The organism is Bordetella trematum (assembly GCF_900078335.1).
Lineage (GTDB): Bacteria > Pseudomonadota > Gammaproteobacteria > Burkholderiales > Burkholderiaceae_B > Bordetella > Bordetella trematum.
The window spans coordinates 192,239-205,607 of the sequence record NZ_FKBR01000012.1; the positions used below are offsets into that span (position 1 = coordinate 192,239).

Genomic DNA, 13,369 nt, shown 5'->3' on the forward strand with positions numbered 1-13,369 from the left:
CGATACTCCAGTTTCTAGCGCCCCATCAGCGCATATAGGGCGATTGATAGGGATTCAGCGGCATTTCCATCGGGCGGGTCATCGGATAGAAGGCATAGCGCAGATACAGGCCGCCCACGTATTGACGGTAATCCGAAGCGTTGTCCATCCCCAGCGAGCCGCCCAGGAACCAGTGGTTGTTCAGTTGGTACTCGCCGGCGGCCGACAGGTTGTAGCCGATGCCGGTGCGCGACTGGCCGTCATAGACGGCCGAGCCACCCATGCGGCGTGCCGCGCTGGCCGCGCGCGCCTGCATCCCCGAGTTGTTGGTGAAGTAGTTGGCGTCGTCTTCCTTGAAATGGCGCAGCCCGACCGAGCCCTGCAGCTTGTAGCTGAAACGACCCGAGCGCTGAGCCCAGGTGATGGGCAGGCTCAGGGCATAGAACTGCTGCGGGCTGAAGTAGCCGCCATGCCCGTAGGTGTAGAAGCGCTGGTTGTTGTCGTAGAAGATGGCGCCCAGGTTCAGGCCGGCCGTCAATTGACGATCAGATTCGCGCACCAGGTTCCAGTAAATGCCGGCGCCGGCTTCGGTGCGCGTGTTCGAGCGCACGTTATGGCCCACCAGCTTGTGCCAGGAGCCATAGGCATACACGCCGTAATCGCCGTTGTCCGCGCCGATCTGCCCGGCCAGGCCATTGGAGGTCACGGCGCCCCAGCGCTGGTCCGTACGGTTGTCGCGCGCGCCGGCAAAGGACAGCAGGCTGTCGGTCACGGCACGGCGAGACAGGTCCAGGCTGTACCAGGTGCCGGCGCTGCGGTTGATGGCACCATTCAGGCGCAGCCCGCCTACCAGATTGGAATACTCGAAGCCCAGCGGCGTGACGCCGATGTCGGCGCTCAAGCCCTGCATTTCATAGCCGGCCGACAGCCCCACGCCACGATCACGCTGACGGCCGGGCCCGCCGGTCAGCCCCTGCTCCTGGCGCAGCGCGGCCACCGGACCGCCGCCGAAGCGGCTGGTGCGCCAATAGTTGTCGCCGATGCTGCCGGCATTGATCGTCACCGGCGTGACGCGCAGCGCGACCTTGCCGTCGCCGGCAGGGATCAAGGCCTCCATCGGCGTATCGACCTGGGTGACCTTGCTCAGGCCCGACTCGCCATTGTTCGATCGCACGAAGACGCCTGCGCGGACTTCGGCGCTGCGATCCTGCATCACTTCGTCGAGTTCCTGGCGCAGGGTCCGCTGCGTCTGGCCCGGCGTGGTGGCGGCTTCCGGCAACGCCCCTACCTGGGGCGCGGCCAGCGACGCGGCCGGCGCGACGCTGGCGGTGCCCGGCCCGGCGCGCAGGGCAATGGCCGCAGGAGCCGCGGGCGCGGGTGCCGCCAGCGGCGCTTCAGCCACCGGGGCCTGGCCCGCTTCGGCCGAAGCACCCGAGCGCGTCACCGGCGCCACGATGGGATAGCGATCCGCTTCGGCAGGCACCGACGCCAGCGCCGTAGCCGGCGCCACGGGTTCGCCCAGCACCTCGTCCAGCATATCGCCCAGCTCCGGCGCCGATTGCGCCGACGACAGGCGCTGCCCCGGCAGGCCGACGAAAGGATTGTCGTTGTCCGAAGCGCCGCCGCCCGGACGGGCGCGCGCCACCAGATCCATCGCGCCCTGGCGGTCCTGCTGCACGGCGATGGCCTGTTGATACAGTTCGGCCGCACGGCCCGTACGGCCGCGCGCCCGGTAGATGCGGGCCGCGCCGGCAAGAATTTCGGGATCGCGCGGCGCCAGCCTGAGCGCCTGGTTCAGGGCCGCCTCGGCCGAGCGCCAGTCATCGGCCTCGTAGGCGATGCCTGCCACGGCGAGCTGCAACTGGGCATTGTCGGGATCGCGAGTCTGCAGGCTGCGATAGATCTCCATCGCCTTGTCGCGATCGCCGGCGCTGGCGTACATGCGCGCCAGCGCGCCCTGGGCCTGGGTGTCATCCGGGCGGCGCTTGAGCACCGGTTGCAGGATGTCGTAGGCCGCCACCAGATCGCCGCGTTGACGCGTGGCCTCGGCCTGGCGCACCGTATAAAGGCTCACCAGATCCTGGAAGCCCCGATGCTGATCGGCGCTCAGGGGCATTTTCTGCAGTTGCCGCAAGACCTCCGCGGCCTGGGCGTCTTCGCCGCTCTTGAGCAGCACGGCCGCATACGGCAGCAAGGTGTCGGCGCTGGCGGTCTGGCTGTTGCCCACGGCCGGGCGCATCAGCGCCAGGGCCTCGGCCTTGTCGCCGGCATCCACGTAGGCCTGGGCGATCGCGCCCAGCAACTGCGGGTCGCCGCCGGCATGGGCCTTGAGGGTGGCCAACTGACGGCGCGCCGGTTCGACATCGCCGATCTGCGCCATGCGGCTGGCCTGGGCCACCTGCTCATGCAGCCAGACACGGCGCTGGAACTGGTCGATCCCGGCGTTGCGACGATTGGCCGGCACGCGCGCCAGCAGATCGTAGGCCTTGCCCCAGTCGCCCTGTTCCGAGGCCAGCAACGCAGCGGCGTGATAGGCGTCGGGGTCATCGGGACGGGCGCGCAGCACGCCATCCATCAGGCTGTGGGCGCGGGCGCGCTCGCCGTTGCGCAACATCAGGCGGGCCAGCTCGTAGGTCAGCCAGGGGTTGTCGGGATCGGCGGCATTGGCTCGCTCCAGCAGCGCGCGTGCGCCGGCAGCGTCACCGCGCTGCTCGGCATTGCGCGCGTCGCTGGCCAGCGCCGAGGCGCGCAGACGCGACAGGTCGCCCAGTTCGGCGCGCTGGGCCGGCGTCAGGTCGGCGATCAGCTTCTGGGCCTGGTCGAGCCGGTTGGTTTGGGCCAGGATGTCGACCAGGCCGCGCAGGGCTTCCGGGTCATTCTTGTGACGTGCCAGCACGTAGCGGTAGCTCTTTTCCGCGTTGGCCATATCGCCTTCGCTGGCAAAGACGCGCGCCATCGCGTTGTAGGCGGCGGCCGGCTTGCCGTCGGCGCGAATGGCCTGCTCAACCAGGCCCCGCGCCGCCTGGGTGTCGCCACGCAACCGGGCGTGCTCGGCTTGCTCGAGCAGATTCCAATAGCGCGCCGAGCCCAGCGCGCGACGCCAGTCACGCCCGGCGCCGGGGCGCGTGGCCGCGCGGTTGAGCAGCTCCTGGGCCTCGCCGGGCTTGTTCTGCTGCAGCCGCACCAGCCCCAAGCCACCCAGCGCATCGGCGTCGTTGGGCGTGGCGCGCAGCTTTTCCTGGAAGGCGGTCTCGGCCGCCGCCAGATCGCCGCGCTTGAGTGCGGCGAATCCGCGCGCCAGGCGCGGATCCTGGCGCCAGACGGGCGCTGACGCCGAACTGCGCGCACTGGCGGCCGCGCCAGTCTTGAGCGCGGTGCGAATTTCTTCATCGTCGGGGTGCTGCTTGAGATAGGCCTCGAACAGCGGCTTGCTCCCGGGCCGGGCCGCTCCCATCCACAACAGGCCGGCGCGCCAGTTGTCGGTGGCATCGGCGCCGACATCCTTGCGCTGGGCGAGCTGCGACAGCAGACGCACGCCTTCCGCACGCCGTCCCTCGTCGCGGATCAGGTGCTTGGCCAAGGCCAATTGCACGGCGCCATTGCCGGGGTTGTCGCGCGACAGACGCTCCAGGCCCTGGATCGCCCGCGGCATGCCGGCACGGGTGTAACCCAGCAAAGCGTAGTACTCCAGTGCCAGATCGCCTTGCGGCTCGCGGCCCTGCAGGGCCTGGTCATAGGCCTGGATCGCCTTGTCGGTCTCGCCGGCGGCGGCCAGCTGACGAGCGCGGTCGATGTCGCTGGCGCCCGGGCCGCTGGCCAGGGCGATATCCTGTTGCAGGCGCTGGGCATAGCGGCCGCCCGCCTCGAGCCGATTCAGGCGGCCCAGATAGTTCTGCGCATCGCCCAGACGCTTTTCACGCACCGCCGCCAGCCCCAGGCCGTAAAGCGCCTCCTGCTGGCTGGGATCGGACAGCAACAACTTCTCCCAGGCCTGGGCGGCGCGCTTGGCGTCTCCCTGGGCTTGCCAGTAGCGGCCCTGCTCCAACAGCGAGGCCGTGGCGCCGGGTTGCGCCCAGCCGGCCTGATGGATCAGGGCGGCCAGCAAACCGACGGCCAGTTTGTGGCGATTCAAGGACATTTTTTCTCCCACTCCAATGTCACGCGGCCGGATGCGGCGAAGCGATATCGCTGCTCGAACCAGCCCAGGCCAAACAGGCTGAGCACATAGTCGTAATAACGGGGTTGCGCATCCTGCGGCTGGCCGGGAGCCAGGGCGGCGCGCACTCTCTGCAACTGCGCCTGCAGCAGCGCGTTCTGGCCGCGCGCCTGCAGATACGGCAGCAGCGCGGCCGAGAAACCAAAGGGCCCCTCGCCTTGCAGCTCGCCGCTATCGACCTGCACCGCTTCGGGGGGCATGCCCCGGGCGGCCAGGGCCTCTTCCATTCCATACAGCGCCGCCAGCAGAGGCTGGGCGGCGGGATCGGTCGGCGGCGTCATGCCTGCCCACAGATAGTTACGGATCGCATCATAGCTGCCGCGCGCGCCATACAGGGGGTCGACCTCGAAGCGCCCCTGCGGCGGTGACGTTTCCTCGCCACGGTAGGCGATCCAGTCGGCGATATAGCCGCGCGGCGCATTGGCCTGAACCATCTGCACGGTATGGCCGGCCAGCACCTCCCAGGGACCCTGGGCGTCGGCCTGGGCCAGGCGACGCAGCAGCGGCACCGGCAGATAGCTCGGGTTCAGCCGCCAGAGCGGCCCGGGCTGGACAAAGCCGGCCGGCCCCGGCAGCAGCATGGCGCCAAAGCCAGGCAGCGCGGTGATTTCGCGCTTGCGGATCTGCGCCAGCAGGGCCTGCGCGTCGCGGGTGTAGTCCGGGCGACGCCACAGCCTTGCCGCTTCAAGCAGGCCATAGGCAAACCACAGATCGGCATCGGAGGCCGCATTGCGATCCAGCACGCCCCAGCTGCCGTCCTCGCGCCGGCCCCAGGACCAGGCCGGCAGGCCAGGCTCCTCGGCCTGGGCGCCGCCCAGGTTGGCCTGGCTCCAGCGCCACAACCTCTCGAAACTGTCGGGGTCGTTGGCGACCAGGGCGAAGAACATCCCATAGGACTGCCCCTCCGAGGTCGTCATGCTCTGCGGCGTACTGGTATCGACCACCCTGCCGTCAGGCTGCACGAAACGCACCAGGAAATCCTCCCAGTGCGGCCAGGCATAGGCGCTGCAGGCCGCCGGGCGCGGCTGGGCCTGCGCCCCGGCCGCCAAGGCGAAGGCGCACAGCACGGCACCTGCGTGCCGTACCCCGATACGCCATCCCCGGCCCCAGACTTGCCGCATTATTCCGCCTTGCGACGACGCAGCAAGGCCCTGAGCAGCGCGATCAGCACGATCAGCGCCATCAGGCCGACCAGGCCGATGATGATCAGGCGCTTGAGGGTGTATCCCGGCAGCACCGAGGAAATCCACCAATCGATGCGCTTGAGCAGCGGTAGCTCGCCAACGTAGTACTGGTGGTCGCCCACCAGCGCATCGACCTGCTTGCCGCGAATGACCGACAGGCTGCCCTGTACCGGCTTTTCGTAGCCCTCGCCGCCTTCGATGGCCGCGACCGCGTCTTTCAGCCCCTCGGGCTGCTTGCTGGCCACCACCACCACGCTGCGCTTGGGCGCCAGGGGCGACTCGAAGCCGGCCACCAGCGCACTGGCGCCGGCGCTGTCGTAGGCCACGCCGGTGCGCGCAGCGCGCGTGTCCAGGCGCGGATCGCTGTGCGTCCAGTCAGCGGCGCGGTAGATCAGGTCGGACACGCCAAAGCGGGCCTGTTTGTCGTAGTTGCCCGGCAGGTGCGCGGCCCATTCTTTCAGCAGGCCTTCGTCCTCACCGGTGGCGATGATCAACAGATCTTTGCCGGCGGCCTGATCGCCCAGCGGCTTGCCCTGCAGCACGCTCACGCCAACGGCGGGATAGCCGGTGGACTCGCCCATGCGGCCCATCAGGTCGAGGTAGGCGGTATAGGCCTGCGGGCCGCCTTGCTTGCCCATGACCACGGCGGTTTCAGACAGGTCGGCCATGCGCGTGAACGGGAAGCCCGCCTCGCTGAAGGCGCGCAGATCCGGCATGGCCTTGAAGTGCGGATAGGCCGTCAGATCGATGGTCGACTCCGGTTCGATCATGCCGCGCACGTTGTCCACGATGATGTCGCGGCACTCGCCCTGCTTGATGTAGTCGTACATGTAGCGGAACTGCAGCTGACCGCGCGACTTCAAGCTGTCCAGGGGTACGTCCAGCTGTGCGCGCATGGGCAGGCTTTCGTCGGGCAGCACCTGGCCGCGCAGCTTCTCGCCATCTTCGATGCGTTCCAGCGCGAACAGCGGCATCGACTTGACGAACTCGTCATTGACGCCGAACAGCAGCGCCGAATTGGTCGAGGTCGGCTGCGGCGTGTAGCGGTAGCGCAGGTCGATGGGGACCTTTTTTTCCTGCCAGCCGAACAGGTCGGGCGCCACGCGCACGTCCATGCGGATCACATCCGGGCTGAAGCCGGAGACGTTCAGGCGCTTGGCGTCGATCAGTTCGCCGAAGCTCACCGGACGGTCGCTGCGCAGCCACTTGGGCGCATCGTAGGGCTTGCGCGGCGCGATGTCGGCCAGGCGCGTGATCGTGGCCTGCTGGCCGCTGAGCGTCTGGCTGCCCAGCGCCAGGGCGGCGGCGGCCTGCTTGAGCTCCTTGCCGTCGCGCCCCATCACCAGCAGCAGTTTGCCGTTGGCGTCGTTGGGATTGGTAATCACGGCCAGCGTCGGTCCATTGACCGGCGCTGTCTGCAGCCCGGTGATGGCCGCGCCGCTGGCGAACACCACGCCATTGCCCTTGGCAGGCAGTTCGGACACCGCGGCCGGGAAGCTCGCGCCCCGGTAGCCCGCCAGAGCCCCGAACCAGGAAGACAGCGTGCCGGCCGCTTCCAGCGCAGCGTCATCCGGCGCGCCCTGGAACACAAAGGGCAGCGTCAGGCGACGCATGTCGCGCGGATCGAAAAAGGGCAGCGGCAGGTTGGCCAGGTCATTGGGCAAGGCCAGCGGCGCGGTGGCCAGCTCCAGCGCGCTGTGATTGCTGATGTTGGCCCACAGACTGGAGTGCAGCGGATCTTCGCAGTCGAGCGTGTAATGCCCGACAAGCTGCAGACGCAGATCGTTGTAGGGCGTGATCAGGTAAGGCGGGATCTCGACCGTGTGCTGCAGATTCTTGCCCGCGGTTTCGCGCGGCACCTCCAGGGTCGCGGCGACCTCGTCATTGACCAGCACATTGATGTGCGACAGATCGCTCAACAGAGCCGGCGAATAGGCGTAGCGCAGATCCACGCGCGCGCCGGTGACGACTTCGTCGTTGCGCACGCTGAAGTTGAGCGTGTTGCTGCCGTCCACGCCGCGCAGATTGAGCGGATACTGCGCTCCCAGCTGCTTGAAGGAATAGCGCTGATCGGCCTTCCACGGCTCGACCGGCGGCTGACCCTCGGCGGGCAGCGCGCCGGCGACATCGGCGGCATCGGCCAGCGTCACCGGCGGCGGCGGCAAAGCCGTTTCGTCGGCATGCGCCAACACGGAAAAGCTGGCCAGCAGCAGCAACGGCAGGCGCGCCAGGGCATGCCGCGGACGGCGAGCTTGCGCAGAGAGTTCAGGCATCGTCATGGTCGGCTTGGAAATAGAGCGGAAGGTCTTGGTCATGTTCACGATCCCAGGCGGCGTTGCGCACGGGCGCGCAGAGACAGATAAAGCAGCACGGCAATGACCAGTGCGCTGAGCAGCAAGGCCCCCACCAGAATGAGCGGGTGGCGGGCAAAGAACCATTGCAGATTGAGCCAGGCGGGCAGCGACCCGACGTAGTAACTCTGTTCGTCGAGCACGCTGCGGACCTGCTCGCCCTGGATCAGGGTCAGGTTGCCGGCGATGCGTTCCTGGCTGCCCGCCGCCGCCCCGACCTCGACCGGGTTGGCCTGCACGGCGGCCACGGCCGCCGCCAGGCCCTGGTTGTCGCTGCCGGACACCACGACCACGCTACGCCCGCTCTTGAGGGGCGATTCGAGGCCGGCCAGCGTGCCCAGCGCGCCGCTGCCGGCGTAAGCCAGCGTGGCGGCGGCCGGCCGTTGACGCTCGCGCGGATCCGGACTGACCCAGGCCGCAACGCCGGAGAACCACCCCGACAGGCTGAACTTGCGCGCCTTGTCGCCCGCGCCATCCGGCACCACGTCGCGCCAGGTCTTGAGCAGGGGCTGGTTGTCGCCCGAGGCCAATACCAGCAGATCCTTGTCGGCCAGCGAAGCCGCCTGAGCGGCCTGCGCCACCACCACGCCGGTGGCCGGATAACCGGTGGACTGGCCCATGACGCCCAGCAGATTGAGATAGGCCGTCATGTCGGCCGTGCCGGCGTCATCGGGCATGATGACGGCCGTCTGCGACAGGTCCGCCATGCGGGTGAACGGGAAACCCGCCTCGGCAAACAGCGACAGATCCGGCATGGCCGCATACTTGGGCAGGCCCGAGATGTCGATGGTCGAGGCCGGATCGATGGCGCTGAAGGCGTTATCGACGATGCTGTTCTGACATTCGCCCAGCTTGGCGTACTCGTAGCGATACTGGAACTGCAGATCGGCCAGCGGCGGCAGCAGATAGGTCGGCACCATCACGCGCGCCGAGCCCTGGGCGGCGGGCACGCCGCGCAGGCTGGTGAACATGCGATCGCGCGGATCATCGAGCGAAAAGCTGCGAACCAGCTGTCCGCCGGCCGACATTTCCAGCACCGACTGCTGCGCGCCGGGACGCGGCGTATAGCGGTAGGTGAGGTCCACCGGCACGCCGTCGCTGTGCCAGCCGAACAGGCCCGGCGGCATGCGCAGGTTCAGGCGGATGGGAGGCGGCTCGTGGCCGGCCACGTTGAGCTCGCGCGCCGGCACCAGCTCGCCAAAGCGCACCGCCCGGTCGCTGCGCAGCCAGTTGGGTGCGTCAAAGGGCTGGCGCGGCTGCGGCGTCACGATCTGGGTGATGTCGGCAAGCGGACCGCTGAGCGCTTCCCGGCCCAGGGTGAGCGCCATGGCGGCCTGTTTCAGCTCCTTGGCATCGCGTCCCATCACCAGCAACAGCTTGCCGTAACGATCCTGCGGATGGTTCACCATGGCCAGCGCCGGGCCCTTGATCGGCGGCAACGTCACGCCGGCGATCGAGTCTCCCGGCAGAGCGAACACCACGGCATTGCCCTTGGCCGGCAGGGATTGCTCCAGGCCGGCGAAATGCGCGCCCCGGTAGCCCGCGAGCGCGCCGAACCACGAGGCCACCATGCCGGCGCTTTCCAGGCGCGCCGCATCGGGGCGACTGCCCAGCACGAAAGGCAGCTCCAGCCGGCGCACGTCATGGCTGTCAAAGAACGGCGCCGGCAGCAGCGCGAGGTCATTCGGCAGCTCCACCGGCACCACGGTCAGCTCCAGCGTGCTGCGCCCGGCGACCGTCGCCCACAGGCTGGAGTGCAGCGGATCCTCGCAACCGAGGGTGTAGTGCCCGATCAGTTGCACGTCGAGCCGGTTGTAATCCTGCAGCGCCTGCACCGGCAGTTCGACGGTAGCCTCGACCGCTTGCGCCGAGGCCTGCCTGGGCAGCGCGATGCTGCCTGCGACTTCGCCATTGAGCAGGATCTTCAGGTGCGACAGATCCGGCAGCAAGGCCGGCGAATAGGCATAGTCCAGATGGACACGCGCCCCCAGCACGCTCTGGTCGCGCCGCGGGCTGAAGCCCAGGCCGTTCAGGCCGCTGACGCCACGCAAGGCCAGCGCCTGCTGGCCGCTCAGGCGCGACAGGGGGATACGGTAGGTGATCGCATCCTGAGGCAAGGCCTCCCCCTGAACAGACGGCGTCATGGGCGCCTGCGCAGGCGGAGTCTGCGCGGCAGCGCCACCCGCGCCCAGCGCCAGCAGCGTGCTCACCAGGACGGGCAACAGTCGGAGTCGGCGTGGCGGGCGCGCGGGCGCGTCGGGCCTGGAGATCATCGTTGTATCGTCCTTCATTGCTTGGAAGAAGCGGCGGCGGGGCGTCGCAGCGCGGCTCGCCCGCGGTCGCGCAGCTGGCGCAGCAGCAGCGAGAAGCCGCGCCCACCCACGGAGGAAATCTGCTGCAAAGCAGCCAGCGGAGAATCGGGGCGGTTGCGGCCCCAGGTCGTGGCCCAGGCATCGGCGCGCCCGAAGGTCATCTGCGCCAGCTCGGCTTCCTGGGCCAGCGTCAGCTCATGGAAGCGAACCCCCAGCCGGCCATCGCGGCTGAAGGTCACCCGCGTCGGGAAGACGGCCTCATCCTCGTTGCGGAACAGCGACACCAGCACGTCGCTGCCGGTCGGCACCGTCGCGCCGGACGGCAGTTTCAGGCCCAGACCGCCTTGCGAGAAATCGGTCGTCTGACAGGCCACCGTACGGCCATCGGGCAGCGTCAGCATGGCGGGCAGCTCGATCGCCACGCGCGGGGTGGTGCGCAACTGGCGCGCCTCGCCGGCCACCGCAACGCTGGCGCTGGTCATCACGATGTTGTAGAGGGTCCAGCCCAGGTTCAGCAGGATGGTCATGCGCGCATCGCCGCCGAAACCCACGGCCAGGCCGATGACACCGATGATCAGGCCCAGCACGTTCAGGCAAAGCAGCACCACGTAAGGACGCGCCAGCCCCCAGTCGAAGTACGACTCCTCGATCACGCCCCCCTTGGCGGTCACGTTGAAGCTCGCGCTCTTGGGGCTGATCAGGGTCTGCAGGGCCGGGCGCATGATGTACCAGGCCAGCACCGACTCGTACACTTCGTTCCAGAAGGAATGGCGAAAGCGTCCCTGGATGCGCGAGCCTGTCATGCTGGCCACGATGATGTGGGGCAGCGCATAGGCGGCCACCATGACGGCCGAGGCCTGGAACACGCTGGCATGAAAGAACAGGTAGGCCAGGGGCGCGGTCAGGAACACCACCCGCGGCAGGCCGAAGAAAAAGTGCAGCATCGCGCTCAGGTAGCACAGACGCTGCCCCAGTTGCAGCCCGCGACCCAGCAGCGGATTGTTGACCCGGATGATCTGGGCCATGCCGCGCGCCCAGCGGGTGCGCTGGCCGATGTGGCGCGAGAGGTTCTCCGTGGCCAGGCCGGCCGCCTGCGGCACCGCCAGATAGGCGGTGTTGTAGCCCTTGCGGTTCATCTTCAGCGCCGTCAGGGCATCCTCGGTCACGCTCTCGGTGGCCACGCCGCCCACGTCCAGCAGCGCCGAACGCCGCATGACGGCGCAGGAACCGCAGAAAAAGGTGGCGTTCCAGAGATCGTTGCCATCCTGGACCACCCCGTAGAACAGCTCGCCTTCGTTGGGAACGTTGCGAAACGTGCCCAGGTTGCGCTCGAAAGGATCGGGCGAGAAGAAGACGTGCGGCGTCTGCAGGAGCGCCAGGCGCGGATCCTTCAGGAACCAGCCCATGCAGACCTGCAGGAAGGACCGCACCGTGACGTGGTCGCAGTCGAACACCACGATGTACTCGCCGTCGGTCTTCTCCAGCGCGGCATTGATATTGCCGGCCTTGGCATGACGGTTGTTGTCGCGGATCAGATAGTGGGCGCCGGCCTCTTCGCAGAACGCGCGGAACTCCGGCCGCCGGCCGTCATCGAGCACATAGACCTTCAGGCGATCAGCCGGCCAGTCCAGCGCCAGCGCGGCCAGCACCGACTGGCGCACCATGTCCAGCGGCTCGTTATAGGTCGGGATGTAGACATCCACCGTCGGCCATTGCGCCGTGTCCTGCGGCAAAGGCACCGGCCGGCGATGCAGGGGCCAGGCCGTCTGGAAATAGCTCAGCAACATCACCGTGAGCGCATACAGCTCGGCCAGCAGCAGGCCATAGCCGAAAAAGGCGTCCAGCAGGGTTTCAAAGCCCAGTGTCTCGGTGATGCGCCAATACATATAGCGCAGCGAGGTCGTGACCGACAGCACCACCATGGTGAGGATGGCCAGCCGGCCGGCCACGCGGCGCAGCACCAGCGCAGCCACCATGCAGGTCACCGCAAAGACCAATTGCTGATAAAGGCCCATCTCGACCGCGACCGCCAGCACGAACAGCACCATGGCCAGCAGAAAGGCCAGAAAGCGCACCAGGCCCGAGCGCCACAGCCGCCAGCCCAGCAGTTGGTCGCCCCAGCGCGACAGACGCCCCTGAGACGGCGTGAAGGAATCCTGGCGGGTGCTCATGAGCGGCTCTCGGCGTCGCGCAATTGCTGCAACAACCATTGGCCGGCCGCCAGCAGCTCATTGCTGGACTGGCTGTACGGCGTGTTGTCGATCACCGTCTTGCCGAAGGCCAGCGCTTCGGCCACCGCCAGGTCACGATGGACCGAGGCTACGGCGCGGTCGCCCAACATGCTGCGAATGACCCGCAGAGCATCCTTGGACAAGGGCGAACTGCCATCGGCCTGATTGATCAGGTAGGCGTGGCCCAGAAACTCGGGGCGGCTTTCGCAGTACTGCGCAATCAAGCCTTCCATGAGCGGCAGCGTGGCAAACGAGGCAGCGTCGGCCAGCGTGACCACCAGCACGATATCGGCGCAGGACAGCGCCTGACGCAGATAGACCGACGGCCCCGGCGGGGTATCCATCAACACCACCGTCGAGGGCCCGAGGTCCAGCGCGCGCAGATGGCGCGCGAGCCAGTGAGGATCATCCTGCATCTGGCGCTCCAGGGTCTGACGGTCGTCTTCGTTGACCTGACCGAAAGGCAGCAGGTGCACGCCGCCCTCCCCCAACACGCTGATGTCGCGCCAGCGCGTGCCTGCCACGCTGGCGCGCGCCAGTCCGCTGATGCCCGACTGGCGCTCGGCGCCCAGATGCAGCCGCAAGGCGTTCTGCGGATCCAGATCCACCAGCAGCGCAGGCTGGCCCGCCTGCCGCAAGGCCACGCCGAGATTGGCCGTGACCGTGGTTTTACCGACTCCGCCTTTGGCGGACACAATGGCTACCGTTTTCATTTTCTTGCCAACTGAGACTAGGCGCCGGAGCCGCTGGGCGGCTGCGCGTCTGAACGATGGGCCTGGGCCAGGCGGGCGAATACACCCTTGAGGGACGCCCCCCCGGCCACGGCGGAAGGCTTGGCGGATTGCGCCGGCGGTACCGCAGCGACGGCAGGGGCCGCCGCTTCAGGAACAGGCGCGGCCGTTGCGGACACTGCGGCTTCGGCGACCGGCGCGGGCGTCGCAACGACGGCCGGCTCGAGCGCCACAGGCGCTTCGGGCACGGCAATCTCGGCCACCGGCGCGGCTGCGGGCGTCGCAACCACGGCCGGCTCGACCGACACAGGCGCTTCGGGCACGGCAATCTCGGCCACCGGCGCGGCTGCGGGCGTCGCAACCAC

Annotated in this window: 6 protein-coding genes and 1 pseudogene; all 7 read right to left on the reverse strand. The window is 68.4% G+C overall.

Annotated features, from left to right (window positions below):
* Window positions 1-25 precede the first annotated feature (25 nt).
* A complete protein-coding gene (locus tag A7V84_RS06945) occupies window positions 26-4,117 on the reverse strand; it encodes a cellulose biosynthesis protein BcsC (RefSeq protein ID WP_063492022.1) in 4,092 nt (1,363 codons plus the stop codon).
* Window positions 4,108-5,316, reverse strand: a complete 1,209-nt coding sequence (gene bcsZ / locus A7V84_RS06950) for a cellulose synthase complex periplasmic endoglucanase BcsZ (protein WP_051348333.1) — start codon at window positions 5,314-5,316, stop codon at window positions 4,108-4,110. Before bcsZ ends, A7V84_RS06945 begins: the two co-directional genes overlap by 10 nt.
* Entirely contained in the window at window positions 5,316-7,694 is a 2,379-nt protein-coding gene (gene bcsB / locus A7V84_RS06955) for a cellulose biosynthesis cyclic di-GMP-binding regulatory protein BcsB (RefSeq protein WP_082832986.1), read from the reverse strand. Before bcsB (A7V84_RS06955) ends, bcsZ begins: the two co-directional genes overlap by 1 nt.
* A gap of 2 nt (window positions 7,695-7,696) precedes the next feature.
* A complete protein-coding gene (bcsB, locus tag A7V84_RS06960) occupies window positions 7,697-10,003 on the reverse strand; it encodes a cellulose biosynthesis cyclic di-GMP-binding regulatory protein BcsB (protein WP_231939998.1) in 2,307 nt (768 codons plus the stop codon).
* A gap of 14 nt (window positions 10,004-10,017) precedes the next feature.
* Window positions 10,018-12,213 carry a UDP-forming cellulose synthase catalytic subunit gene (gene bcsA, locus A7V84_RS06965; protein WP_025518087.1) on the reverse strand — a complete coding sequence of 732 codons (2,196 nt, stop codon included), beginning with the start codon at window positions 12,211-12,213 and terminating at the stop codon, window positions 10,018-10,020.
* Window positions 12,210-12,986, reverse strand: coding sequence for a cellulose biosynthesis protein BcsQ (bcsQ, locus tag A7V84_RS06970; protein WP_025518088.1), 777 nt, complete (start codon window positions 12,984-12,986; stop codon window positions 12,210-12,212). The genes bcsA and bcsQ overlap by 4 nt, the downstream gene beginning before the upstream one ends.
* 17 nt (window positions 12,987-13,003) lie before the next feature.
* Window positions 13,004-13,369 (reverse strand): annotated as a pseudogene (locus A7V84_RS06975) (FimV/HubP family polar landmark protein); the annotation flags it as partial.